20 protein-coding genes are annotated in these 25,285 nt (G+C 64.1%); 8 read left to right on the top strand and 12 right to left on the bottom strand.

Features of this window, described 5'->3' with window-relative positions:
• Positions 1-60 precede the first annotated feature (60 nt).
• Both ACTJKF_RS20890 and ACTJKF_RS20885 read left to right on the top strand, forming a co-directional pair.
• A complete protein-coding gene (locus ACTJKF_RS20890) occupies positions 61-1,221 on the top strand; it encodes an IS30 family transposase (protein ID WP_440625376.1) in 1,161 nt (386 codons plus the stop codon).
• Between the two features lie 482 nt (positions 1,222-1,703).
• A complete protein-coding gene (locus tag ACTJKF_RS20885) occupies positions 1,704-1,994 on the top strand; it encodes a hypothetical protein (RefSeq protein WP_440625693.1) in 291 nt (96 codons plus the stop codon).
• Positions 1,995-2,170: 176 nt separating this feature from the next.
• On the opposite strand, the gene waaA is transcribed toward ACTJKF_RS20885, so the two are convergent.
• From waaA to ACTJKF_RS20865, 4 genes are all read right to left on the bottom strand, one after another.
• The gene (waaA, locus tag ACTJKF_RS20880) at positions 2,171-3,532 is read right to left on the bottom strand and encodes a lipid IV(A) 3-deoxy-D-manno-octulosonic acid transferase (protein WP_440625691.1); all 1,362 of its coding nucleotides are present in this window, start codon (positions 3,530-3,532) and stop codon (positions 2,171-2,173) included.
• 37 nt (positions 3,533-3,569) lie between these two features.
• Positions 3,570-4,454 (bottom strand): Kdo hydroxylase family protein, encoded by an 885-nt coding sequence (locus ACTJKF_RS20875; RefSeq protein ID WP_014897866.1) that lies wholly within the window; start codon positions 4,452-4,454, stop codon positions 3,570-3,572.
• Positions 4,455-4,486: 32 nt separating this feature from the next.
• Positions 4,487-5,482, bottom strand: coding sequence for a lipopolysaccharide heptosyltransferase I (waaC, locus tag ACTJKF_RS20870; RefSeq protein WP_440625688.1), 996 nt, complete (start codon positions 5,480-5,482; stop codon positions 4,487-4,489).
• A 174-nt stretch (positions 5,483-5,656) separates the two neighbouring features.
• Positions 5,657-7,051, bottom strand: a complete 1,395-nt coding sequence (locus ACTJKF_RS20865; RefSeq protein WP_440625686.1) for a phosphomannomutase/phosphoglucomutase — start codon at positions 7,049-7,051, stop codon at positions 5,657-5,659.
• A 241-nt stretch (positions 7,052-7,292) separates the two neighbouring features.
• Between ACTJKF_RS20865 and ACTJKF_RS20860 the strand changes: the two genes are divergently transcribed.
• From ACTJKF_RS20860 to ACTJKF_RS20840, 5 genes are read left to right on the top strand one after another with little or no spacing between them, the layout of a single operon-like run.
• Positions 7,293-8,549, top strand: a complete 1,257-nt coding sequence (locus ACTJKF_RS20860; RefSeq protein WP_440625685.1) for a lipopolysaccharide biosynthesis protein — start codon at positions 7,293-7,295, stop codon at positions 8,547-8,549.
• Positions 8,546-9,370, top strand: coding sequence for a glycosyltransferase (locus ACTJKF_RS20855; protein ID WP_440625684.1), 825 nt, complete (start codon positions 8,546-8,548; stop codon positions 9,368-9,370). Before ACTJKF_RS20860 ends, ACTJKF_RS20855 begins: the two co-directional genes overlap by 4 nt.
• A 43-nt stretch (positions 9,371-9,413) precedes the next feature.
• Positions 9,414-10,550: a glycosyltransferase family 4 protein gene (locus ACTJKF_RS20850; protein WP_440625683.1), complete on the top strand. Its 1,137-nt coding sequence runs from the start codon at positions 9,414-9,416 to the stop codon at positions 10,548-10,550.
• 14 nt (positions 10,551-10,564) lie between these two features.
• Positions 10,565-11,587, top strand: coding sequence for a UDP-glucose 4-epimerase GalE (galE, locus tag ACTJKF_RS20845; RefSeq protein WP_440625681.1), 1,023 nt, complete (start codon positions 10,565-10,567; stop codon positions 11,585-11,587).
• Between the two features lie 27 nt (positions 11,588-11,614).
• Complete coding sequence (locus tag ACTJKF_RS20840) at positions 11,615-12,721, top strand: MraY family glycosyltransferase (protein WP_440625680.1); 1,107 nt, start codon at positions 11,615-11,617, stop codon at positions 12,719-12,721.
• Positions 12,722-12,812: 91 nt separating this feature from the next.
• Here ACTJKF_RS20840 and ACTJKF_RS20835 read toward each other — a convergent pair whose 3' ends face one another.
• Entirely contained in the window at positions 12,813-15,182 is a 2,370-nt protein-coding gene (locus ACTJKF_RS20835; RefSeq protein ID WP_440625678.1) for a protease pro-enzyme activation domain-containing protein, read from the bottom strand.
• A 683-nt stretch (positions 15,183-15,865) separates the two neighbouring features.
• Between ACTJKF_RS20835 and ACTJKF_RS20830 the strand changes: the two genes are divergently transcribed.
• A complete protein-coding gene (locus tag ACTJKF_RS20830; RefSeq protein ID WP_440625677.1) occupies positions 15,866-16,768 on the top strand; it encodes a hypothetical protein in 903 nt (300 codons plus the stop codon).
• 100 nt (positions 16,769-16,868) lie between these two features.
• On the opposite strand, the gene ACTJKF_RS20825 is transcribed toward ACTJKF_RS20830, so the two are convergent.
• The 7 genes from ACTJKF_RS20825 to gmd form a co-directional block, all read right to left on the bottom strand.
• A complete protein-coding gene (locus ACTJKF_RS20825; protein WP_440625675.1) occupies positions 16,869-18,761 on the bottom strand; it encodes a polysaccharide biosynthesis protein in 1,893 nt (630 codons plus the stop codon).
• Positions 18,762-18,773: 12 nt separating this feature from the next.
• Positions 18,774-19,790: an MraY family glycosyltransferase gene (locus ACTJKF_RS20820; protein ID WP_440625673.1), complete on the bottom strand. Its 1,017-nt coding sequence runs from the start codon at positions 19,788-19,790 to the stop codon at positions 18,774-18,776.
• A gap of 5 nt (positions 19,791-19,795) precedes the next feature.
• On the bottom strand, positions 19,796-20,761 hold the full coding sequence (locus tag ACTJKF_RS20815) for a UDP-glucose 4-epimerase family protein (protein ID WP_440625672.1): 966 nt from the start codon (positions 20,759-20,761) through the stop codon (positions 19,796-19,798).
• Positions 20,761-22,014 (bottom strand): glycosyltransferase, encoded by a 1,254-nt coding sequence (locus ACTJKF_RS20810; RefSeq protein ID WP_440625670.1) that lies wholly within the window; start codon positions 22,012-22,014, stop codon positions 20,761-20,763. The genes ACTJKF_RS20815 and ACTJKF_RS20810 overlap by 1 nt, the downstream gene beginning before the upstream one ends.
• An 8-nt stretch (positions 22,015-22,022) precedes the next feature.
• Positions 22,023-23,099 carry a glycosyltransferase family 4 protein gene (locus tag ACTJKF_RS20805; protein ID WP_440625668.1) on the bottom strand — a complete coding sequence of 359 codons (1,077 nt, stop codon included), beginning with the start codon at positions 23,097-23,099 and terminating at the stop codon, positions 22,023-22,025.
• A gap of 244 nt (positions 23,100-23,343) precedes the next feature.
• Complete coding sequence (locus ACTJKF_RS20800; protein ID WP_440625666.1) at positions 23,344-24,261, bottom strand: NAD-dependent epimerase/dehydratase family protein; 918 nt, start codon at positions 24,259-24,261, stop codon at positions 23,344-23,346.
• The gene (gmd, locus tag ACTJKF_RS20795) at positions 24,239-25,279 is read right to left on the bottom strand and encodes a GDP-mannose 4,6-dehydratase (protein WP_440625665.1); all 1,041 of its coding nucleotides are present in this window, start codon (positions 25,277-25,279) and stop codon (positions 24,239-24,241) included. Before gmd ends, ACTJKF_RS20800 begins: the two co-directional genes overlap by 23 nt.
• Between the last annotated feature and the right edge of the window lie 6 nt (positions 25,280-25,285).

Raw genomic sequence — 25,285 nt, 5'->3', positions numbered from 1 at the left:
TGCGGATTCAACCCGTCGATGCAACACACTTGAAGCTGCATAGCAGCAAGGAGTGTTGCCATGAAACAGAGACGGCGGATCTACTATACAGATACCCAAAAGGCGTTAATGTGGGAGCGTTGGCGCACGGGCGAGTCGCTGCAGCAGATCGCCCAGTTGTTTGATCGGAACCATTCCTCGGTACAACGGATTCTGGCGGAAGCGGGCGGCATACAGCCAAAGCAACGGCACCGTTCGAGATTGGCACTGACCCTTGCCGAGCGGGAGGAGATCTCGCGCGCGGTGATTGCTGGCGATTCGATTCGCGCGATTGCGAATCGAATCGGACGTGCTCCGTCGACCATTAGCCGCGAGCTCAAGCGGAACGGAGGTATGCCGGGCTATCGGGCGAACAATGCTGACGAACTTGCTTGGGAACGAGCCCGTCGCCCACAAATCTGTAAGCTCGTCAGGAACCGAGAACTTGCCCAGGTCGTGGCAAGCAAGCTCCGGCTGCAGTGGTCGCCCGAGCAGATCGCCGGTTGGCTAAAGCACGTGTACGCGGTCAACAGGGACTATCAGGTGTCGCACGAGACCATATACCGCAGCCTCTACATACAAGCTCGTGGTGCGCTCAAAAAGGAATTGCTCGAGCATTTACGGCGCTCGCGAGCTATGCGTCGTTCGCGTCATCACACGATGAAGACCGACGACCACGGCAGAATCTGCGACACCGTCCCGATTAGTGAACGCCCCGCGACCGTTGATGATCGTGCGATACCGGGCCACTGGGAAGGCGATTTGCTGTTCGGCAGCGCGAACAGCCAGATTGCCACGCTCGTCGAGCGTCAGAGCCGCTTCGTGATGCTGGTGAAGGTTGCCAGTAAGGATACGGAAACGGTCATCAACGCATTGATCCGACACGCCGGCAAGCTTCCTCATGAACTATACAAATCACTGACCTGGGATCGAGGCAAAGAGATGGCCGATCACACGCGTTTCACCGTGGCCACCGACATCAAGGTCTATTTTTGTGATCCGCAGAGCCCTTGGCAACGGGGCTCGAACGAGAACACAAATGGGCTCCTCAGACAGTATTTCCCGAAGGGAATCGACCTCTCGGCCTATTCACAGGCCACGCTCAACGCTGTTGCCAGGCGGCTCAATGAGCGTCCTCGAAAGACGCTAGACTTCGATACACCGGCTGAGCGCTTTCATCAATTCGTTGCATCGACGGGTTGAATCCGCACCCATAGGCTGTTCAAGGTCGCGCTGTTCGTCGGTCTGCTCTGCCTCTTCGTACCCTACGTCCACACATATCCCATACCAATGCCAGAAAGCCAAGCGCTCGCTTGGCTACACGTTGCAAATCGGCTTGGCATTCGCGCCTCCGATGATCTATACATTCCGCTCGTCCTGCTCACTAATCTGCTCGTGGCAACGCTTGTGTATATGGTGATCATGAGACTATGGAAATACCACCGCGGCAAGAAATCCGCGTTGAGAAAAATTGACTGAGAATGAACCACTCCTGCCCATGGACTCTTCAAGAGACGTTCGCGCTATTAGTGCCAGCGGCATCCAATCGTTGCCAATGGAATTTCGCTAGACCCCGCATTACTCTGCCGATCCGAACGGGTTTCCCGAGAATCCGCACACCGCCAAGAAAATTCCGGGCATTGGCTCTGGGCTTAACGAATATAAAACAATTGAGTTCATCACGCATGGCAACATTTGCCCGTAGGTTACTGAAGTTTTTTCTATTTATCGGGCTATTTCTTATTTCAGTCCGTTATATGCCGCTATCCAATGAGTGGACACCAGCCGAAGCTCGCGCATGGTGGCGTGCTTCAGAATGGCTCGGGGTTCGCGATCCCGATGACTTGTATTTCGTGGTGTGGGTAACTATCGAACTGATCGTGGCAGTGCTGGCCTATGCAGCGATTATGTGGATGTGGCGACGCCATCGCAAAAACATGCGGAAAAATAGCGACCAAGATTGGCCGCATCCATAGGCTTCTCAAAAATCGCACTGTTTTTCGATCTGCTCGTTCTACCGCTTTGCCCTCTCTTCTGTGGGGAGAAAGCAAGCACGCACTTACCCGGCTCAAGGTCCACTGGACACGATCATGGCCCGTCAACAGGCTGCAATCCGTTCGAGCGCGACGCGCTCGAATGCAAGTCACTACACCTACTTGCCCTGAGCGTCCTGCCCGTCATCCTGCTTCGAATGCGCGCCGCGCTCCACCGGCGGCAGCAGCGCCGCGAGCACGTCGACCGAGCGCGCGGTCGCGCCACGATGGCGCGCCGCGAACGCGGCACCGGCCGCGCCCATCGCGATACGCCGCGCGTTGTCGGCGAACAGCGCATCGAGCACGTGCGCGAGATCGAGCGGATCCGCGACCTGCAGCGCCGCGCCGGCCGCGACCGCATCGGCAGTCGCCTGCGTGAAATTGAACACATGCGGCCCGATCAGCACCGGCACACCGACCGCACACGCCTCGATGAGATTCTGCCCGCCGAGCGGCAGCAGGCTGCCGCCGATGAACGCGACATCGCTGGCCGCGTAGTACGCGCCGAGCTCGCCCATCGAATCGCCGAGCAATACCGTCACGTCGCGCGGCAACGGTTCTGCCGCGGCAGGCCGTCCGGCCGCGAGCGCCGCGGCATCCGCGCCCCACGCCGAACGCCGCACGCACTTGAACCCGTTACGCGCGACCAGCGCCTCGACTTCGGCGAAACGCTGCGGATGCCGCGGCACGAGCACCAGCAGCGCATCGGGCGTCTTCATCTCGGCGAACGCCTGCAGCACCAGCGCCTCCTCGTTCTCGCGCGTGCTGGCAGCGACCCACACGGGCCGCGAGCCGATCGCGTCGCGCCACGCATGGCCGCGCGCCGCCAGCTCCGGCGGCGTCGTCATGTCGAACTTCAGGTTGCCGAGCACCGCTACGTTGCGCGCGCCGAGCGACGTCAGCCGCTCCGCGTCGGCCGGGCTCTGCGCGAGCACGCGCGAGAAGCCGCCGAACACGTCGCGCGTCGCCGTGCCGAACTTCGCCGCGCGCCGATGCGAGCGCGCGGACATCCGCGCATTGGTCAGCACGAGCGGCACGTCCGCGCGGCGGCACTCGTCGATCAGCGTCGGCCACACCTCGGTTTCCATCACGAGGCCGAGCGTCGGCCGCCATGCGCGCAGGAAGCGCCGCACCGCGCCCGGCATGTCGTACGGCAGGTAGCCGCGCAGCACGCGATCGCCGAAGATCTGCTCGCCGGTCGCGCGGCCGCTCGGCGTCATGTGCGTGAGCAGGATGCGCGCGTCGGGCCGTGCGCGCATCAGCGCGTCGATCAGCGGCTGCGCGGCGCGCGTTTCGCCGACCGACACCGCATGCACCCAGATCAGCGGCGCGCGATCGTCCGGCGAACGGCCCGCGACGTGGCCGAAGCGTTCGCCGATATGCTCGCGATAGCCGCGCTCCTTGCGCGAACGCACGAGGAGCCGGATGACGGCGACGGGCGCGACGAGCCACCACAGCGCGCGATAGATCGCCCTCAGCATGCAGCGGCCCTCGTATTGCGTCGGAGAAGAGGCGCGCTCAAACCAGCGCCCTGCCCTGCAGGCGCTCGAGGATCCCGAGCGGCGCGCATTCGCGGCGCACCATCGCGTCGACCGGCAGGAAGAAGGTCTGCTCGAGCATGAACTGGCCGGACATCACAGCGTGCGAAGTCTGATCCGAGAAACATATCCACACGCTGCCCGGCGGAAACGGCATCGTCTGCTGCGGGCAAGTCTTCTGATAGTCGAGATCGGCCTTCATCCCGTCGTGCAGGTTCAGCATCAGGTGGTCGTACGCGCTGCGCGGCGACTTCGTCACGTGCAGCAGGTTCAGCAGCCACGCAGAACCCGGCAACTGCGGCCGGATCTTCGGCAAGAAGCGTTTCGCGACGTCCTCGAACGGTTCGCCAACGCGCCACACGCGCGGCTGGCCGGCCGGGTTCACGTTCGTGAACACGCGCAGGATCCGCTCGCCGTAGTTCGGCCGCGACGGGAACGCATCGACGTGCAGCCGGCTGTCGTCCTTGCGCCACGACGTCTGGCGCGTCTCGACCTGCATCAGCCGCAGGCTCGTCGGCGCGACGCGCAGCTTGCCGCGGTATTCGGGAAAGAGGCCGTCGACGAGCGTGCCGGCCTGCTGCTGGAAGCGTGCGACGAGCGCGCGCACGGCCGATTGCGTGACGCTGTCGCCGAGCACGCCGGCGAGCGCGCCGCCGTTCGGCGCGAGACTGATGTTCTTGCGTTTCGGATCGGCCAGCGCCGGATCGAGCAGCGCTTCCTCGCCGCCTTCGATCGCAAAGCGCAGATGCGGAAAATACAGCACCTTGCCTTCCTCGACGGCGGCCAGCAGCTGTTCGCGCGGCGCCGACAGGTTGTGTCCGCTCCAGTCGGCGGACGGGACTTCGATGATCTGGGATTCGCTCATGTTCGGTTCGCGTGCGTGACAGGCAGGGGGCATTACAGCAGACCGAAGCCCGCGAGCGCCGACTTCACCTGCGCGATCGACGGCGGCTGCCCCGCCGTGCCGAGATTGACGACGTTCGGCGACCAGTAGCCGCCAGTCCGCCAGGCCGTCGCAAAATTGTACAGTTCGACCGTCGGACGCTTCAGCGCGGCCGCGATGTGAACCAGACCTGTATCAACCCCGACCGTCGCGGCCGCGCCGTCGATCAGGCCGACGACGGCCGGCAGCGACAGCTTCGGCGGCACGATCGCCGCCGCGCCGAACTCCTTGGCGAGCCGCTCGCTGGTCGCGCGCTCCGCGTCGTTGCCCCACGGCAGCACCAGCGACGCGCCGCGCCGCACGAGCGCCTGGCCGAGCTCGATCCAGGCGGCGTCCGGCCATTGCTTGTCGGCGCGCGAGGTCGCGTGCACGAACACCACGTACGGCACCGGCAGGTTCAGGCCGAGCGCCGCGACCGCGAGCGCCGCCGCGCGCGTGTCGAGGCCGAAGTCGACCGGATCGGCCGGCGTCGGCGCCGGGTCGCCCAGCGCGGCCGCGACGAGCTGGCGCGAGCGCTCGACCACGTGCGTGCGCGGCGCGATCGGCACGCGCTTGCGATAGAAGAAGCGCACCGGCCATTCGTAACCCGCGCCGTCGGTGCGGTTGCCAAGGCCGGCGAGCGGGCCGTGCGCCCAGCTCGCGACCCAGGCCGTCTTGATGAGACCCTGGCAGTCGATCACGAGGTCGTAGTGCTCGGCCGCGAGGCGCTTGCGGAATGCGCGGATCTCGCGCCACGTCGCGCCCGAGCACGGCTTCTTGCGCCAGCGGCGCAGCGAGAACGGCAGCACGTCGCGCACGCCGTCGACGAGCCGCACGAGGTCGACGAAACTCTCCTCGACGAGCCAGTCGATCTGCGCGTCGGGGTGGCGGCGCCGGATATCGGCGATCACCGGCATGTTGTGCACGACGTCGCCCAGCGACGACACGCGCACGATCAGGATCTTTTGCACGCTGAAAAAACGCCGGCGGACGGCCGGCGACAGGCATAAAGACGCGATTTTATCGCGCCCGGGGGGCCACACAGGCAAAAAGCGGCCGCACGCGTGAGCGTGCGCCGCTTTTCGGGGAGGGCGCGACGATCCCTTCGACCGTCGCGCCGGCAGCGGCCGGCAGGCCGCCTGCGCTCAGAACGGCAGCTTGACGTCCGGCTTCGCGGCGGTCAGCACGCGGCGGAAATCGTCCTGGATACGCTCGAGCCCTTCCTTGGTCTCCGATTCGAAGCGCATCACGACGACCGGCGTCGTGTTCGACGAACGGGCGAGACCGAAGCCGTCCGGGTATTCGACACGCAGGCCGTCGATCGTCACGACTTCGTCGGCGCCGTCGAACTTCGCGTCCTTCTGCAGCTTCTCGATCAGGCGGAAGTTCTCGCCTTCGTCGAGCCAGAGCTGCAGTTCGGGCGTGCTCATCGCGTCCGGCAGCCCGTTGAGCAGCGCGCTCGGATCGGCCGTCTTCGCGAGGATCTCGAGCAGGCGCGCGCCCGTGTAGAGGCCGTCGTCGAAGCCGTACCAGCGATCCTTGAAGAATACGTGGCCGCTCATCTCGCCCGCGAGCGGTGCGCCCGTCTCGCGCAGCTTCGCCTTCACCAGCGAATGGCCCGTCTTCCACATCAGCGGCTCGCCGCCCTTCGCCTTCACCCACTGCGCGAGATGGCGCGTGCACTTCACGTCATAGATGATCTGCGCGCCCGGGTTGCGCGACAGCACTTCTTCCGCGAACAGCATCAGCTGACGGTCCGGGAAGATGATCTGGCCGTCCTTCGTGACGACGCCGAGGCGGTCGCCGTCGCCGTCGAACGCGAAGCCGAGCTCGGCGTCGGTGTCCTTCAGCGCCTGGATCACGTCCTGCAGGTTTTCCGGGTGGGCCGGATCGGGATGGTGGTTCGGGAACGTGCCGTCGATGTCGGTGAAACGCTCGACGAGCGTGCAGCCGAGCGCCTTGAACAGGCGCGTCGCGAGCGGGCCCGCGACGCCGTTGCCGGCATCGACCACGAGCTTCAGCGGGCGGGCGAGCTTCACGTCGCCGACGATGCGCGCGATGTACTGGTCGGCGACGTCGAATGCTTCGTACGAGCCGCTGCCGGTTTCATAGCGCTCGTCGACGATGCGGCGGTACAGCGCCTGGATCTGCTCGCCGTAGATCGCCGCGCCGCGCAGCACCATCTTGAAACCGTTGTAGTCGGGCGGGTTGTGGCTGCCCGTGACGACGATGCACGAATCGACGCGGCGCTCGCCGCCCTTCAGCGGCAGCGGCACGCTCGCCGCGAAATAGCCGACCGGCGTGGGCACCATGCCGACGTCGACGACGTCGACGCCTGCCGCACGCAGGCCATCGGCGAGTGCGCCGACGAGCTCGGGGCCCGACAGGCGGCCGTCGCGCGCGACGACGACCGCGTCGCCGCCCTGTGCGCGCACTTCGCTGCCGAATGCCCGGCCGATCCCGCGCGCCGTGTCGGCGTCGAGCGTCTTGCCGACCACACCGCGAATGTCATATGCCTTGAAGATGGATTGGGAGATCATGGATTCTCTCTCGGTTGCGTGCATGGAAAATAATCTGGCCGCCTCTCGCGTGTGCCCGGCATCATACATGCGGGCCGGCGGAGCAAGGAACGGGACGGCGGGAGCGACCCCGATCCCACTTATAATCGCGGGTTTTGATGACGCGCATTCCGCCCATTTTAATGCCTAGCCGTCCCGCCGCCGCCAACCTGCCGCCTTCCGGCGCCCTGCCGGCCGCCTCGCGTGCGTGCGGCTGCCCCGCATGCTGAAGCGATTCGGCAACCCGGACGTCGCGAAGGCCGTCGCGAATCTCGTCTGGCTGGGGCTCGAACGGCTCACGCAGATCGGCGTCGCGATCGCGATCAGCGGTCTTCTGGCCCGTTATTTCGGGCCGGACGTGTTCGGCAAATGGCAGTATGCGAATACGCTTCTCCTCGTGCTGGCACCGCTCACCTGGGTGTGCGGCGCCGAAATCCTGGTTCCGACCATCGTCCAGCGCCCGCCCGCGCAACTCGGCGCGGTGCTCGGCAGCGCGTTCGTGCTGCGCATCGGCGTGTCCGCTCTTGCGCTCGTCGCGACCTGGATCGCGATCGGCGCCGGCGCGTTCGACCCGCTCGTCGGCGCGATGCTCGCGGGCCTCGCGGTCACGATGGTGTTCCGCGAGCCGTTCGTCGGCGTGATAAACGCGTGGCTGCAGAGCATGACCTACAGCAAGCCGCAGCTCGTGACCAGCATGCTCACCGCACTGGCGAAGGCGCTGCTCGTCTGGCTGCTGGTCCGCGCGGCCGCCGGCCCGGCCCGCTTCGCGTGGCTGTGGGCGCTGGAGGCCGCCGCGATCGGCTTCGCGCTCGTGCTGTACTACCGCCATCGTAACGGCGGCACGCTCGGCTGGACGTTCGACAAGCCGCTGTTCAGGCATTTCGCGACGGCCGGCACCGTGTTCTGGCTCGGCCTGATCTGCATGTACCTGTTCCTGAAGCTCGATCGCCTGATGCTCGAGCGTCACGTGTCGTTCGCCGATCTCGGCCGCTACGCGGCGGCCCAGCAACTCAACGAGAACTGGATCACGCTCGCGCTGATGCTCGCGCAGACCATCGCGCCCGCGTTCGTGTATCGCGTGCAGGACGTCGCGCGGCTGCGCCGCAACATCGTCCGGCTGATCGCGATGACCGCCGCGTTGATGACGGCCGGCGCGCTGGTGCTGGACGCGGCCGCGCCGCTCATCGTCGGCAAGGTGTTCGGCCACGGCTACGAGGCGTCGGTCGACATCTTCCGCTGGGCCGTCTGGCTGTCCGTGCCGGCCGGCATCGAGGCGATAGGCAATCTTATCGTTCTCAAATATCAAGCAAAATTCGTGTTGCTGGCGAAATGGGTGCTCGCGCTCGCGATCGCCGCGCTCGTCAACGTGTTCGCGATCCCGCGGCTCGGCCTGTACGGCGCGCTCGTCGGGCTGGCGGCCGGCTATGTCGCCGCCGCCGCCGTCAACTTTTATTACATTCGTTTCAAGCTGCGCCCATGACGTCTCCCGCTTGCCCGCCCCCGCTCGACGACGTGGCCGTGCTGATGCCCGCCTACAACGGCCACGACGACGTCGTCCGCACCCTCGCGTCGTTTCGCGAGGACACACCGGTGCACGTGCTGATCGTCGACGACGGCAGCACGCCTCCGATCGCCGCGCCCGACCTGCCCGGCCTCGTGATCGAGGTGCTGCGCATGCCGAAGAACGGCGGCATCGAGCGCGCGCTCGAAGCCGGCATCGACGCGCTCGCGGCGCGCGGCTTCCGCTATGCGGCGCGGATCGACGCCGGCGACCTCGCCACGCCGCAGCGCCTCGCGAAGGAGCGCGCGTACCTCGACGCGCATCCGCGCGTCGCCTGCGTCGGCATGTGGACCCAGGTCGTGTCCCGGGCCGGCGAGCCGCGTTTCATGCTCACGCCGCCGGCCGATCCGGACACGCTGCGCCGCACGCGTTTCCTGCGCTCGCCGCTCGTGCATCCGTCGGTCATGCTGAGGATCGACGCGGTGCGCGAAGTCGGCAACTATCGCGCGAAGTACCGCGCGGCCGAGGATCTCGATCTTTTTTTACGGTTAATGCAACGCTACGATTGCGCGAACCTGCCCGAGCTCGGCCTCTACTACGAGCTCAACGAGGGCGGGATCAGCGCGACCAAGCGCCGCCGCCAGCTGATGTCGACCCTGTCGCTGCTGCTGCGTCACTTCAACGTGCTGAACCCGTACGACTGGGCCGGCCTCGCCAAGAACCTGCTGCATTTCGTGACGCCGTACCGCACGCTGCAGCGGCTCAAGCAGACGCTGTTCGCGGCACGGCCGTCCGCGTAACCCGCATCCGGCATTTTCGGCGCTTTATTTTTTCTTTTTTTTCATGTCCGCTACTTCCTCGCTGCGCATCGCGCTCGTCTGCAACACGGCCTGGGCGATCTACACGTACCGCCACGGGCTGATCCGTGTGCTCGTCGCGCGTGGCGCCGAGGTCATCGTGATCGCGCCGCACGATCGCACGGTGCCGCTGCTCGAGCAGATGGGCTGCCGCTACGTCGCGCTCGCCGTCGCGTCGAAAGGCACGAGCCCGCGCGAGGATCTCGGCACGCTCGCCGCGCTCGTGCGTCATTACCGCGCGCTGAAGCCCGATCTCGTGTTTCATTACACGATCAAGCCGAACATCTACGGGTCCGTCGCCGCATGGCTCGCACGCGTGCCGTCGATCGCGGTCACGACCGGGCTCGGCTACGTGTTCATCCAGAAAAGCCGCGCGGCGAGCGTCGCGAAGCGCCTGTACCGGTTCGCGTTCCGCTTCCCGCGTGAAGTCTGGTTCCTGAACCGCGACGACCTCGCGACCTTCACCGACGAGCAGTTGCTCGCGCACCCCGAGCGCGCGCGACTGCTGCACGGCGAAGGCGTCGATCTCGAACAGTTCGCGCCGGTGCCGCTGCCGGCCGGCCGTGGCCCGGTGTTCATCCTGATCGGCCGGCTGCTGTGGGACAAGGGCGTGCGCGAGTACGTCGAGGCCGCGCGCGTCGTGCGGGCCCGCTACCCGGACGCGCGCTTCCAGCTGCTCGGGCCGCTCGGCGTCGACAACCCGAGCGCGATCGGCCGCGCGGACGTCGATGCGTGGGTCGGCGAAGGCGTCGTCGAGTATCTCGGCGAGGCGCACGACGTGCGCCCGCCACTCGCGGCGGCCGACTGCGTCGTGCTGCCGTCGTACCGCGAGGGCGTGCCGCGCACGCTGATGGAGGCGTCCGCGATGGGCCGCCCGATCGTCGCGACCGACGTGCCGGGCTGCCGCGACGTCGTCGCCGATGGCGAAACGGGTTTCCTGTGCCGCGTGCGCGACAGCGCGAGCCTCGCGGAGCAGCTGATCCGCATGATCGAGCTCGGCACGGCCGGACGCGACGCGATGGGTGCGCGCGGCCGCCGCAAGGTGGCCGCGGAATTCGACGAGCAGCAAGTCGTCGAACGCTACCGGCAGACCATTCATACATTGACCGGCATCACACTCTGAAGGAGCACATCGGAATGACCGCTAAAGGCACCATCCTCGTTACCGGCGGCGCGGGCTATATCGGCTCGCACACCGCCGTCGAGCTGCTCGACAACGGCTACGATGTCGTCATCGTCGACAACCTCGTCAACAGCAAGGCCGAAGCCGTGCGGCGGATCGAGCGCATCACCGGCAAGACGCCGGCGTTCCACCAGGTCGACGTGTGCGACGAAGCCGCGCTCGCGAAGGTGTTCGATGCGCATCCGATCACCGGCACGATCCATTTCGCGGCGCTCAAGGCCGTCGGCGAATCGGTCGCGAAGCCGCTCGAGTACTACCAGAACAACCTCGGCGGCCTGCTTGCCGTGCTCAAGATCATGCGCGAGCGCAACGTCAGGCAGTTCGTGTTCAGCTCGTCGGCAACCGTGTACGGCGTGCCGGAGCGCTCGCCGATCGACGAATCGTTCCCGCTCTCCGCGACCAACCCGTACGGCCAGTCGAAGCTGATCGCCGAGCAGGTCCTGCGCGATCTCGAGGTGTCGGACCCGTCGTGGCGCATCGCGACGCTGCGCTACTTCAACCCGGTCGGCGCGCATGCGAGCGGGCTGATCGGCGAGGATCCGGCCGGCATCCCGAACAACCTGATGCCGTACGTCGCGCAGGTCGCGGTCGGCAAGCTGGAGAAGCTGCGCGTGTTCGGCTCCGACTACCCGACGCCGGACGGCACCGGCGTGCGCGACTACATCCACGTCGTCGATCTCGCGAAGGGGCACATCGCCGCGCTCGACGCGCTTGCGAAGCGCGACGCGAGCTTCGTCGTGAACCTCGGCACCGGCCAGGGCTACAGCGTGCTGGAAGTCGTGCGCGCGTTCGAGAAGGCGTCGGGCCGTCCTGTCCCGTACGAACTCGTCGCCCGCCGCCCGGGCGACATCGCCGAGTGCTACGCGAATCCGCAAGCCGCCGCCGACCTGATCGGCTGGCGCGCGACGCTCGGGATCGAGGAGATGTGCGCCGACCACTGGAAATGGCAGGAGGGGAACCCCCGCGGTTTTGTATAATCCGCTGTCCATTTTTCGAGCGATCCCATGCTCAGCTTCGCGTCCGGCTTCATCGTCTCCCTGCTCGTCACGTTGTTCATCGTGCGCTATGCGCATCTGCACGAGAAATTCTCGATCGACAGCGACCTGGCCGGCGTGCAGAAATTCCACGTGCGGCCCGTGCCGCGCGTCGGGGGTATCGGGATCCTCGCCGGGGTCGTCATTGCCGCGCTGGTGCTATCCCGGCGCTATCCGACGATCTCCGGCAGCATTCTCGGGATCGTCGCCTGCGGGATGCCGGCGTTCCTGTCCGGGCTCGTCGAGGATCTGACCAAGCGCGTGTCGCCGCGCGCGCGGCTGCTCTGCACGATGGGGGCGGCCGCGCTGGCGTTCTGGCTGCTGGGCATCGCGGTCAAGCGCATCAGCGTGCCGCCGCTCGACTTCCTGCTCGGCTACGTGGCCATTTCCGCGTTCATCACGGTGCTGGCGGTCGCGGCGCTGGCCAACGCGATCAACATCATCGACGGCTTCAACGGGCTCGCGTCGATGGTCAGCTTCATGATGTTCGCGTCGCTCGCGTACGTCGCATTCCACGTCAACGACCCGGTCGTGATGTCCGCGTCGATCATCATGATGGGCGCCGTGCTGGGGTTCTTCCTGTGGAATTTCCCGGCCGGGCTGATCTTTCTCGGCGACGGCGGCGCGTATTTCATCGGTTTCATGCTGGCCGAGCTCGCGATCATGCTGGTGATGCGCAATCGCGAGGTGTCGGCGTGGTATCCGGTGCTGCTGTTCATGTATCCGATCTTCGAGACCTGCTTCTCGATCTACCGGAAGAAGTTCATCCGCGGGATGTCGCCGGGGATTCCGGATGGCGTGCATCTTCATATGCTCGTGTACAAACGGCTGATGCGGTGGGCCGTCGGGACCAAGCATGCGCATGACCTCACGCGGCGGAATTCGCTCACTTCACCTTATCTCTGGCTGCTGTGCCTCGTCGCGGTGATTCCGGCGACGCTGTTCTGGCGGCATACCGTGCATCTGTTCGTGTTTGTCGTGCTGTTCGCGCTCACTTATGTTTGGCTTTATCTCAGCATCGTCAGGTTCAGGGTGCCGCGGTGGATGGTGGTGAGGAAGGAGAAGCGCGGGCATTGAGGGGTGGGTAGCAGGCGCGTTGCCGGCTCGTGCGCGGCCCGCCGATGCCGGCGGGCCGTTACTGTGCAGCCGTGAAGCGATAAGCGAACTGCTAAGCGCCCGAAGTGTTCGTGCTCCAGCTCGGCCGTTGCGTATAGATCACGACGTTGCCGTCGTCCTGAACGTAAGTGGCCGCGCCTGAATCGCCCCCGGTGCCAGAATTCCAGAGCGGTGCGCCGTCCGCGCTGTAGACCACCAGGTTGCCATCCCCCTGCATCACCGCAAAGGCGCCCGAATGACCGAAGGTGCCTGAATTCCATACCGGGGCGCCCTGTCGAAGCAGCACCAGATTCCCGTCTCCTTGCATCACGAGTACGTTCATCCCGTTGCCGGACGTGAAACTCTGGCCGCTACTGAGGACGACACCCCCCTTCCAGACCGCGGAGCCGGTCGCAGAAATCGCGTAGTTCGACGTCCCGGTCGCGGTAGCAAATACGGGTACGAACGACCGGTACATCACCATGTTCCCGTCGTCCTGCACCGCAAGATATTGCGCGCCGGACTGGCCGTAGGTCGCCGAATACCATAGCGCCGTGCCATTTGCACTGTAGACCACGAAGTTGCCATCGGTCTGGAAGACGGCATACGCCCCGGGGTTTCCATACGTCCCGGTATTCCACACCACAGCGCCATTCGTCGTGTTGTAAAGCACGAGGTTCCCGTCATCCTGCATCAGGAGCTCGTGATTCCCGGACGCGGAATACACGGCTTGCCGTGGCTTTAGCGTCGTCCCTTCGTTGATTCCGCCGCTGTAGACGGCCGGTGTCGAATTGCATACCGACGAATAGAGCATGCTGATGTTCGGCGTGCCCCAACCGGTCACGAAGTCCCATCCAGAACCCGCACTATATGCGCCGTTCGTCCCGTTGGTAATATCGCGAAAGTTCGATGGCGTAGTGGCTTGGGCGCTATACAACGTGGGCGCCGCAAAACCGAGGCTCGTCGCACAGCCGCCGGACAGCATGCGAGCCCAGGTCGCGGCAAACAGCGGCGCGGACAAGCTCGTGCCACCTACGATCTCAAGTTGTCCGCCCACGAGGACACCTTCGCCGCTGTTCGGATCGGCGTCGAACGCGATGTCCGGCATACCGCGGAAAGCACGGCCCTTCAGCGCCGGAACATTCGACTGCCATGACGGAATCGGCTCGATGCCACTGATGCCCCCGCCGCTGCCATTCCAGGCCGTCTCCCCCGCGTAGCTGCCGTTCCCGTTCGTATAGAGCGTCGTGCCCCCAACGGCCACGACATACGGGGACGTCGCCGGGTATTGCACGGAGGTGCCGGTGCAGCCATATGCCACGCTGCCTGAATCGCCGGAACTGACCGAGAAAGTCTGACCTTGCGCAACGGCGACCTGGAACAACGAGTCGATGGCCGCCGTCGGCGCCCAGTTCTCGCAACCGCCGATCGACATGTTGATGACCCGGGCAGTGTTGTCGCTCACGGCACGGTTGATTGCAAGCGCGATATCGCTCCATGCAAACGAACGTGCAACGTAGAAGTTCAGTTGCTTGAGGCCGCCGGACATCCCGACGATGGTCTGGCTATCGAGAGACCATTCGAGGTTCGCACTTGTGTCCGTGCTCGACAGCCCCGCATGAATCACTGAAACGGGCACTGCGGGCAACTGATTGTTGCTTTCGAACGTCGCCAGGTCGATGACGGGCTGCGTCACGTCTCCTACGGCAATGATGCCGACCGTGGTGTTGATGGCCGCCGGCGTACTACCCACGGAATAGATGGCGGGAAATTGCGTTGGGTTGTGGCCGACCGTGACTGCTGAAATGGTCGGCGACGCATTTGCCGCCGGCGCAGCAGCGGTATTGGAGGCGCGCACGAAATTGGGGCGCAGGCGAGTCGCGGTATCGAGCCCCAGAACCCCTCGAACAACCCCGCTGAGCGCATCGGGCACCGTCTCCGGAGCGATGTTGATGTGCGTGCTGGTACCGTCCGCCATCGCGACCGGCACGAGCGTCGTCTCGAATACCCCGGAAACGACGCTGGCCGGAGCATCGGCTTCGACCATCAGATTGTTGCCGGCCACTTTGATGTTCGTGAAGCCCTTACTTGCCAGATAGTCCTTCACGGTGGCGACTTGGCCGGTGGTAGGCGCGTACTGCGCGGCAATCTGCGCGGAGGTCAGCACGGCCCCGAAGCTAGCGCTGCCGGGCGTTCGTACTTGCTGCAAGAAGCGGCTAAGCCCGGCTTCATCGTTCAGCTTGAGCACGAGTGCGACATGAACAGGCGCCGTCGCGCTCATCGGCGCCGCGCTCACTGCGTTGCCTGCGGCTCGCAACGCCGATAGTTTGCCGGCCTGCGCCGTAGCCACAACCGGACCCGCGTCGTCGCCGCCGCCGCAGCCTGCAAGCGCGAGCACCATGAGTGCTGCGCTCAATCCCCTGGCAAGATGTTCCGTTTTCATCAGATTGGTATGGACCGTAGAGCTCGTATTTGGCTTTTCACCTTTGTTCTTTACGGCAACCGCACGGCTATCTTGAGGAAAACATAGGAAGGAATCGGCTGGTAGTCAAATGAATGCAGCCGATGGAACGCAGGGTGGAATAGAACAGGATGGCCGTATCCGAAACGGATGGCAACGCCGCGCGTGCATCCGTCCATGCCGCGGTACAACCGACGAACAGCATTTCGACACCCGCCAGCGCAGATCCCACCGAACTTCCCTCATCGTTCCGCACGCGATTCGATCATGCCCGCGGCTCGTTGGCCGAGTTATCCGGCACTTTCCGCGTACGCACGATAGGCGGTTTGGCATCCGGTATACGGGTCGCCGTATGATTTCGCTCAAGGGCGCCGCTCGCGGGAATTCGATCCGATCGTGTAAGCAAAAAGCGAGGAGAGAAATCAGGGCGCATACGAGAACGGCGATCTCGACCGATTCACCGATGTCGAGGATGGGATCGTGCCGCTGTCGCCTCCCCTCGACGCTGGTATTGTGGCAGCCGCATTTTGTTGTCGATAAACTGACAGCCGGACATGGCCGCGCCTATGGATCGATACACCCCGCCGGCCTTGTACTTGTCGCAAGTCACCATGAAGAAACCGCCTGTCCAAGGCGATCATTGATAGATCATCTCCGATTAGATCGTGTTCGACTATTTCACCACGCCCAGATTTCAAAATGAGCCGCGCAGCGGCGAGAAGCCGCTTGCGGTCATGCATATTCCGAAAACCGCAGGCACATCGGTAGTCACCGGTATTTCGCAATCCTTGCAAACGAATGACGAAGTTCGAGGAATCGATCGGCTACTGCTCGGCACATTCGATCGACTTTCGGAGTTCGATGATGAGGTTGCGCGCACGATCCATCTTGATGAAAGCAAGATGCCGGAATCGAAGCTGATCATGGGCCACTTCTCTTACAGCACTTTGACGAATCGATACCCTCGCGCCCAATTACTGACTTTCCTTCGCGAGCCGTTATCCCGCCTGCTGTCTCACTGGGTGTACTGGCGATGCATGTCGGACGAATATCTCGTGCGTTGGGGCAGTTGGCGAGATTGCATCAAACTATCGCGCGGCACTCTTAAGGAATTCCTGACGGATCCACGCATTGCGTGCCAGACAGACAATCTGGCCACGCGCATGCTATTGTGGCCGGACGAGCGTATCGGCAATGATTCGTTCATCGCGCCGAATCAGGAGTCCAGATTGCTGAGAGATGCACTGAATCGACTCAACTCAATCGCTTACAGCGATATTATCGAAAACCCACAGTTTCATCGAAATTTGAATCGGTGGTTCAACACCGATCTGCCAATGATGCATCTTAATCCGACCGCACGCGTGCCGGAAAATCTGCGAATTCGCCTCGACAAAGAACTCGATCAGGAAACTTTGTCATTGCTGGATGACCGGTGCAGGCTCGATGCGAAACTCTGGTCCCTGCTGGCGATACGTCGACTCCCCAAGGGCACGAATATACCGTCGCTCCAGCGTCAAATCACCATGAGAGCGATTGCCCGATACGGGGCACTCCTAGCACCGTAACGCCAGGTTGCATCACGTCTTCGATGCACGGCGCCCTTTATCCAAAATGATTGCAAAAACGGATACGGTCGGCGGTCGCGCCTGGAGGTACGCGCGGCCGCTATCCTCGCGCCATGGACTTCGGCGGGAACAACGCTGATACGGTTTGAAGGGCAGGGCTTGCGGCCGTCTGATATTCCGGCACCCAGCGCCGCAGATCACGCCGCACTTCATCGTCGCTCAGCACGCGATGCTGCATCAGCCACGGCAGTAGTTCGTCGAGCAGATGGTCCGGCACTTCGCGCGCGCGGGCGATCCGCAGCTTTGGATGCGGCGTCCGCGTCGTCGTTTCGTCGTCGGCGAGCAGTTCCTCGTAGAGCTTCTCGCCTGGTCGCAACCCGGTGAAGTCGATCCGGATCTGCCCTTCCGAGAAGCCGTACAAGCGAATCAGGTCGCGCGCGAGATCGACGATCTTGACCGGTTGCCCCATCTCGAGAATAAAGATCTCGCCGCCGTGCCCCATGCTCGACGCCTGCAGCACGAGTTGCGACGCCTCCGGAATCGTCATGAAAAACCGCGTGATCTCGGGATGCGTGACCGTTACTGGGCCACCCTTGGCGATCTGCTGTTGGAACTTCGGAATCACGCTACCCGCGCTCCCGAGCACGTTGCCGAAGCGCACGGTCTCGAACTGCGTACCGCCGCTCGTCTGCTGCAGCGCCTGGCAGGTCATCTCCGCCAAACGCTTGCTGGCACCCATCACGTTGGTCGGGTTGACGGCCTTGTCGGTAGAGATGAGCACGAAATGACGGACGTTGTGGCGGATCGCCGCGCATGCCACGCGGTACGTGCCAAGCACATTGTTGCGCAGCGCTTGCCACGCGTTGTGCTCCTCCATCAGCGGCACGTGCTTGTATGCGGCCGCATGAAACACGATGTGCGGCGCATGACGCGACATCACCTGATCGAGCAGCAGCGAATCCTTCGCGTCGCCGATGATCGGCACCACTGGCTGGTCGGGGAAGCGCTCACGCAACTCTTCGGCAAGCCGGTACATCGCGTATTCGGACAGATCGAACGCAACGAGCTGCGCCGGAGCAAAGCGAAGGATTTGCCGGCAAAGCTCCGAGCCGATCGAGCCGCCTGCGCCCGTCACCATCACGACGCGGCCGCGCAGCAATGCCTCGACGTGCGGCGTGTCGATCGTCACCGCATCGCGACCGAGCAGGTCCTCGAGGTCGATATTGCGTACTTGCGACAGGAACCCCTGCCCGGGCATCAGCGCGGTCAGCGACGGCAACACCATCGCCTTCACACCCGCGCGCACGCACAGCGTCGCAACGCGGCGCTGCGTTTCGACGGAGGCCGACGGAATTGCGATGATCGCGTATTCGACTTTCATCAAGTCGGTCCAATGCTTCAGGTCATTGAACGAACCAAGCACCTTATAGCCGTAGATCTCGCGCCCTTGCTTTGTGACATCGTCGTCAAGCAGGCCAACCAGACGCCACTCACCCGAGCGCGACAGCTCGCGCGCGAGACTCGCGCCTGCCGTGCCCGCGCCAAGCACCAGCACGGGCTTGCCCTGCCCGACCAGCCCGCCGTACAGATAAAACTCCTTTGTCGCGCGGTACAGCGCGCGGGCGCCGCCCATCGCGAGGAACAGCATCAGCGGCGACACGATCAACACCGAGCGCGGAATGATCGGAGACGGCTGGAACATTACCGCGCCGATCATCACGATCACACCGCCGCCTGCGACCGCCTTCGAAATGCGCATCAGGTCGGGCAGGCTCGCGAACACCCACAGGCCGCGGTACAGGCCGAACAGATGGAACATCAGCGCATAGACCGGCAACGCCCAGACGAGCGCCGTCAGCGCGCCGCCCAGAAAATCAGGCGGAACGCTGCCATTGAAACGAACGAGATAAGCGAACAACCATGACGCGACAACCGCCGTCAGGTCGAACAGGAAAGCACTCAGTGAAAGCCACGATGCTTTGGATCGCAACATCGGCGGGAAACCTCAAGAGTTGTTTTCGGCGGCCGATTGAAATCGGCGCCAGTGCATGTCGATCACCAGTCCGATACATGCCAGGACGCCGTACCATGCGAGGAACGACAGCCATTGCTGCCATTCCGGGCGGCCCTTTGCCCATACGGCGACGATTATGCCTGCGAGCATGATGAGGTACCAATAAAGAGCAGTCCGGCGATGACCTACGCCCGCCCGGACCATTCTTTGATAATAATGCTCCCGATGCGCTTGCCAGAACTTTTCACCACGTAACAGACGTCTCAAAAGTGTTACAGACGCGTCAGCAATAAAGGGGGCGAACACCAGTGCCGGGAACCAGATCGGCCACACATTAGTACGCCAGCCCCAATAGCCGAGCGCGCCGGCCAGGAAACCGAGCGGAATGGAGCCCGCGTCACCGAGAAACAGACGCGCCGGATGAAAGTTCAACAGCAGAAAGCCGAACGCTGCCCCGGCCACCACTGCACCGGCCACGGCGAGATCGGGGGACGGATTCGCACTGGTGAGCGACCCTGCAGCGTATGCGCCGAAGCCGAACAGCGCCATGCCGCCTGCGAGGCCGTCGGCACCATCCATGAAGTTGTACAGGTTCGTCAGCCAGACCATCACGAAACCGACGCCCACGAGCAGCCACCACGGCGCATCGGCGGGAAAAACAGCGATCAATCCGACGACCGCCGCAAGATGCGCCGAGAACCGGACACGGGCCGGCAAGCCGCGCCGGTCGTCGACCTGTGACAACGCAGCGAGCCCCGCGGCAGCTACGGCGATCAGCCAGAGGCGCGGCGCCAGAGTCAGCAGCGCGACGACACAGACCGGCACGATGCCCCAGCCGCCGACGCGCGGCGTCGGCAGGGTATGCAGCGATCGGTCGTTTGGAATGTCGGTGGCGAGGCGCCACGCGAGACCGGTCGCGAGCAACACGCGCAGGATGGCCGTCGATGCGAGGGTAGCGGCCAGCGCCACCGCGACCGCAGCAGGCCACGCGGATATCGGGAAATGCATGTCGACTATTGTTGTGTATCGCGCGAACGATACCATGCCGCGGTCGTTTCGAGGCCCTGGCGAGTCGTATAGGGCGGTTGCCAGCCGAGCACGTGCTTGATCCGGCCCGTGTCGAGCTGCAGGCTGCCTGTCAGGCGGTCGATTGCCGCGCTGCGGCCGGTCAGCCTGCCGAGCGCGCGCAGTGCCGCCACCGGGACCGGCAGAAGGCGCGCCGGCTTGCCCAGGGCATCGCCCACCAGACGCAGCAGATCCGTGATCGACGGCGGATCGTCATCGGCGACGTGGAAACATTCGCCGGCTGCCCTCGGATCGATCGCGCACCGTAACAGCGCGTCGGCCAGGTTGTCGACGTAGACGATGCTGCGGCGAGCGGCGATGGAACCAAGCGGCAACGGCATGCCGCGTGCGACTGCGTCCATCATGCTCAAGAAATTGGCGCCGACCGCCGGGCCGTAGACGAGCGGCGGACGCACGACGACGACGTCGAGCCCGGCAGACGCGCCGAATCGCGCGAGTTGCTGCTCAGCACGGAGTTTCGAGCGGCCGTATGCGTCTTGCGGATCGGGATGGGTACTTTCGGACAGCGGCGCTCCACCATCGCTCTCGGCGACCGCCTTGATGCTGCTCGCGTATACGATTCGGCGCACGCCGTGCTTGCGTGCGGCTTGCGCGAGGCGCAGCGTACCCGCGACATTGGTCGCGTCAAATGCGACATCGGGATCGGGTGACTTGTCGTGCATCACATGCACGCGCGCAGCAAGATGGATCATGCAATCGGCGGCGAGGTCGGCGGGCCAGCTCTCGTCGAGGCCGTCCCAATCGGCAGCGCCATGGACCCATTCGCGCACGCCGTCGACGCATGTGCCCGGTCGCCGAACCAGCGCGGTGACGGTATGGCCGGCGTCCAGCGCGCGACGACAGACTGTACGGCCGACGAAGCCGTTCGCGCCGGTGACGACGAGACGCATCATCACATCCTCCTGCCCGATTGGCCGGCGCCATCGTGCGCCGACGCGGGGTTTCCATTATCGCGAAGCGGCGCCGGTGTGGCCAACAGCACGCCAACCTTCTCGACAAGCGGCGCGACCATCCGCTCCCACCCGTGCTCGCCCTCGACAAAGGTCCGCGCACGCCGAGCCATCTCGACCGCGGAAGTGTCGTCGGCAACAAGCTGCTCGATGCGCCCGACAAATTCCTCTGGCGTATCTGCAATCAGCAGGTCCTCGCCGGACTTCGCACCCAGGCCCTCGTGCCCCAACGACGTGGTGACGACCGGCAACCCCAGCGCCATGTATTCAAGAATCTTGTTCTGCACGCCAGCGCCGATGCGCATCGGGCACACGCCGATGGCCCCGTCGGACGCCGCCTCCGCGACCGACACGACCCGGCCGGTCACCTCCACGCCATCGTACGCGCGGAACCGTTCGGCCAGCGCGGGTGCGATGGACCCGACTATCCGGAACCGATAATCGGCACGGTTGCGCAGCAACGGCAGCACGGCCTCCGCGAAGAAGTGGCACATGTCCTGATTCTGGACCGTGCGCATGTCGCCGATGAAGATGAGTATCCGGCTCGCCATGCTTCGCACCGTAAACGGTAGCGCCGACAAGTCCACACCGTTGGAGCAAACCATCACGTCCCTCGCAGGCGAGTCGGGGAACAGATAGTCTCGATCGGTTTTCGACACCAGTACCGACAGGTCGAAATCGCGGACGACGGCACGCTCGTAGTCGAGCAGGCGCTTCGCCTCGATGCCGAATACGCGTGACTTGAGCCCGCGCGCGTTCCTGAGTTGCTTGACGCGACTGTAATTGAGCGAGATTGCGTCAGTCATTTCGAGGACGCGCGGCTTGTCCGCCCCCCGTACGTACTCGGCGCAGCGCACGAGATGGACCAATGCGCCGTCGTGCGACGGCAGCAGCCGGGAGACAGCCGCCGCGAAGGCACCGCTCCGGTAGTACGCCACCTGTAACGGTGTTCGCGTGGGCAACGCGAGCAACGTATTGACGTAGGAGCGCCAGCGCGGCAGGTAAACTCGCTCGACCCGATCGAAAACACCGTCGTCAGGCAGTTCCGCGTGCAGTTCCTCCTCGGTCTCGCACAAGCTCAGCAACGTCAGCGAGTAATGGCGGGCCAGCACCCGGCAGAGGTGATAGATCCGCAATTTGTCGCCGCCGATCACCGGGTATGGAAACCGGGGAGTCAGCACCAGCAGTTTCTTCATGTCCCGACTCATGAAAGACGCGCCCAAAAATCCTGGATTGATGGACGCACGGCAGACTCCGAAAAGGAGCGAGCGCGGTTCAAGCCAGCGCCGAGCGCGACATCGAATCGCCCGCTGTCGTCCCATACCGCGCGGATCTGTTCCGCCATCTCTTCCACCGAGCGAGGATCGAACTGCAACGCACAATCGCCAGCGATCTCGGGCATCGACGTGGTATTGCTGCATGCGACAGGCGTCCCGGACGCCATCGCCTCCAGCAATGGAATCCCAAAGCCTTCGAACAGCGATGCAAAGACGAACGCGCGAGCCTGCCGGTACTGCTCGCGCAGTTCTACGCGCGACACGTAACCGAGCAGCTCGACGACGTTCGTGAGGCCGAGCGACGCCGCGAGCCCGAGAAAATGCGCATGATGCTCGGTCTTGATCCCGGCGATCCTGAGCCGCGCGTCGTCGCCCAGCGACGGCCGCGCGATCGCGAACGCCTGTAGCAGACGACCGACGTTCTTGCTCGGCACCTCACCAGCCACGGTAAACAAGTAGGGTTGGCGCGCCATGCGACTCAACGGAGGGGCAAACCAGTCATCGGAAATCGTGTTCGGAACAACGCGTACGTCCGCCTCGCGCAACGCGAACTTCCCGACCAGTTCCTGCTGGGTGAATCGCGAGACGGTCAACACGACGTCGGCCCGACGCACGAGCCGCGGCACCACATGGCGACGGTAGACGCGACCGGCGGTTTGGTAAAACGACCGCGCCGGCGGCAGCACGTGCCAAGGCGCCATGTAGATCAGATCATGGACGACGGCGAGCACGCGCGTGTTGCCAGTGGAGCGCAGCGGCCCCGTGTTGTACGGACACAGTAGATAGTCCAGTTGCTGTTCGCGGCACAAGCGCGGCAACTCGACCTGCTCCCACCACGGAAAGAAACCGCGCCCTTGACTGACGCACGGCCACTCGTCGGCTGTCACGCCGCTCGGAGCCAGACCCAGCATCGACGCGCTGACCGGTTCCACCAGTTGCCTGGCGAATCGACCCATGCCGCGATAGTTGCCTACCATCCAGGTGACATCCACCCCCAACTTCACGCGATACTCCTCATGCGAGCCGACTCATGTGCGCCGGAGTTCGCCCGGCACGGCGCCGCAGACGATGAGCGTGCCCTGCAATCGCAGGCGACGCGACGGCGGCCGCTCCGCGACGAAAATCGCGCAATCGTGCCGCGCGACTCCGACGCCTCGTCGCTTCCTGCAAGTTCGACAAACCGCGAACGCCGAACTGGCGAAACGGACGCACTGCGCGGCGCCAATGCAGTCGTACCGAGACGGACCGTCACCCATGCCCCTCTTCGAACATCCAGCGCAACGTGCTCTCGAGCGGAATATCATCAAGTGGCCCGATGGCAGCCTGCAACCGCGCGTCGTCGCCCTGCAGCCGACGCACGTCGTTCGCGCGCACGAATGCGGGGTTGACGCGTACCTCGATCGCATAGCCGGCAATCCGTTCCATCATCGCGATCACTGCCTTCAGCGACACCGCGCTCCCCGAACAGACATTGAACACGCCGCCGGCCGGCGCCCGCTCCAAAAGGCGTCGATAGGCGTCCACCACGCGCCGCACGTCCGAGAAATCCCGCTCGACGTCGGTATTACCGAGTTCGATCACGCGCTCGCCACGCTGGAAATGGCCGACGATCTTCGGTAGCAAAAACTGCGGCGACTGCCCGACGCCCGTGTAGTTGAACGGACGGGCGACGACGATCGGCAACTTGTCGCACCACAGGCGCGCCATGTATTCCATCGCCAGTTTGCTGACCGCATAATCGTTCGCGGGATTTGGCTCGACCGATTCGTCGATGATCTCAACGGCCGCGTTGCCATAGATGTTGGCGCTGCTCGCCAGCAAAACCGCGCGCGGACGATTCTCCAGATTCGCGAGCGCTTCCAGCAGGTTCCGTGAACCGACGACGTTGGTACGATAGATCGCATCCACGTCGCCGTGGGCGACGAACGACACCGCCGCAAGATGCGCGACGACGTCCGGCTGCACTTCCGCGATGACGTTCGCGAGCACGGCGCGGTCGCACAGATCGACCCGATACGTGTCAGGCCCGACCGCGTCGGGCCCGTGCGTCGTGCCGAACACGCGATAGCCGGCGGCCCGCAGCGACTGCGCCAGATAGTCGCCGGTGAAGCCGCCGAGCCCCGTGATCAGGGCACGCGGGGCGTCAGAACGAGAAGCCGAGTTCATTGCGACGCAAATCCGCTTCGACCATCATCGCGCACAGCTCCTCGAGCGTCGTCTTCGGCTCCCAGCCCAACTTCTGCTTTGCCTTCTCGGGATTCCCGATCAACAGATCGACTTCAGCCGGCCGATGGAACTTCGGATTCACGCGGACCAGCGTCTTGCCGGTGGCGACATCGACGGCGATTTCCTGCTCGTCACTGCCCTTGAATTCAAGGTCGACGCCAGTCGCCTTGAACGCCATGCGCACGAAATCGCGCACGGTCTCGGTACGGTTCGTGGCCAGCACGTACGTGTCCGGTTCGTCGACCTGCAGCATGCGCCACATGCCTTCGACATATTCCTTCGCGAAGCCCCAGTCGCGCTTCGCGTCCATGTTGCCCAGTTCGAGCACGTCGAGCTGACCGAGCTTGATCTTCGCGACGGAGTCGGTGATCTTGCGCGTGACGAATTCGCGGCCGCGCAGCGGCGACTCGTGGTTGAACAGGATCCCGCTGCAGCCGAAGATGTCATAGCTCTCGCGATAGTTCACCGTGATCCAGTGCGCGTACAGCTTCGCCACGCCATACGGGCTACGCGGATAGAACGGCGTCGATTCGATCTGCGGGATCGCCTGCACCTTGCCGAACATTTCCGACGTGCTGGCCTGGTAGAAGCGGATCTTCGGATTGACGATGCGAATCGCCTCGAGCAGGTTCAGCGGACCAATGCCGGTGATCTCCGCGGTGGTGACCGGCTGGTCGAAGGACACGCCGACGAAGCTCTGCGCCGCAAGGTTGTACACCTCCGTTGCCCCGGTCGTCTGAAGCAGGCGAATGCTCGCCGACAGATCCGTCAGGTCGTATTCGACCAGATGCAGGTTCGGATGCTTGGCGATGCCCAGTTCTTCGATGCGCCAGAAGTTCACCGAGCTGGTGCGGCGGTAGGTGCCGTAAACCGTGTAGCCCTTATCAAGCAGCAACTCGGCCAGGTAAGCACCGTCTTGTCCCGTGATGCCAGTGATGATGGAAGTTTTCTTAGACATAATGAT

It is taken from the genome of Burkholderia sp. 22313 (assembly GCF_052045245.1).
GTDB lineage: Bacteria > Pseudomonadota > Gammaproteobacteria > Burkholderiales > Burkholderiaceae > Burkholderia.
This window is presented reverse-complemented; position numbering and strand designations above follow the sequence as displayed.

Excerpts from the sequence above, each read along its gene's own strand:
- ACTJKF_RS20890 (WP_440625376.1), top strand. The coding sequence starts at position 61 with ATGAAACAGAGACGGCGGATCTACTATACAGATACCCAAAAGGCGTTA.
- ACTJKF_RS20885 (WP_440625693.1), top strand. The coding sequence starts at position 1,704 with ATGGCAACATTTGCCCGTAGGTTACTGAAGTTTTTTCTATTTATCGGG.
- waaA (WP_440625691.1), bottom strand. The coding sequence starts at position 3,532 with ATGCTGAGGGCGATCTATCGCGCGCTGTGGTGGCTCGTCGCGCCCGTC.
- ACTJKF_RS20875 (WP_014897866.1), bottom strand. The coding sequence starts at position 4,454 with ATGAGCGAATCCCAGATCATCGAAGTCCCGTCCGCCGACTGGAGCGGA.
- ACTJKF_RS20865 (WP_440625686.1), bottom strand. The coding sequence starts at position 7,051 with ATGATCTCCCAATCCATCTTCAAGGCATATGACATTCGCGGTGTGGTC.
- ACTJKF_RS20860 (WP_440625685.1), top strand. The coding sequence starts at position 7,293 with ATGCTGAAGCGATTCGGCAACCCGGACGTCGCGAAGGCCGTCGCGAAT.
- ACTJKF_RS20855 (WP_440625684.1), top strand. The coding sequence starts at position 8,546 with ATGACGTCTCCCGCTTGCCCGCCCCCGCTCGACGACGTGGCCGTGCTG.
- ACTJKF_RS20850 (WP_440625683.1), top strand. The coding sequence starts at position 9,414 with ATGTCCGCTACTTCCTCGCTGCGCATCGCGCTCGTCTGCAACACGGCC.
- galE (WP_440625681.1), top strand. The coding sequence starts at position 10,565 with ATGACCGCTAAAGGCACCATCCTCGTTACCGGCGGCGCGGGCTATATC.
- ACTJKF_RS20840 (WP_440625680.1), top strand. The coding sequence starts at position 11,615 with ATGCTCAGCTTCGCGTCCGGCTTCATCGTCTCCCTGCTCGTCACGTTG.
- ACTJKF_RS20835 (WP_440625678.1), bottom strand. The coding sequence starts at position 15,182 with ATGAAAACGGAACATCTTGCCAGGGGATTGAGCGCAGCACTCATGGTG.
- ACTJKF_RS20825 (WP_440625675.1), bottom strand. The coding sequence starts at position 18,761 with ATGTTGCGATCCAAAGCATCGTGGCTTTCACTGAGTGCTTTCCTGTTC.
- ACTJKF_RS20820 (WP_440625673.1), bottom strand. The coding sequence starts at position 19,790 with ATGCATTTCCCGATATCCGCGTGGCCTGCTGCGGTCGCGGTGGCGCTG.
- ACTJKF_RS20815 (WP_440625672.1), bottom strand. The coding sequence starts at position 20,761 with ATGATGCGTCTCGTCGTCACCGGCGCGAACGGCTTCGTCGGCCGTACA.
- ACTJKF_RS20810 (WP_440625670.1), bottom strand. The coding sequence starts at position 22,014 with ATGAAGAAACTGCTGGTGCTGACTCCCCGGTTTCCATACCCGGTGATC.
- ACTJKF_RS20800 (WP_440625666.1), bottom strand. The coding sequence starts at position 24,261 with ATGAACTCGGCTTCTCGTTCTGACGCCCCGCGTGCCCTGATCACGGGG.
- gmd (WP_440625665.1), bottom strand. The coding sequence starts at position 25,279 with ATGTCTAAGAAAACTTCCATCATCACTGGCATCACGGGACAAGACGGT.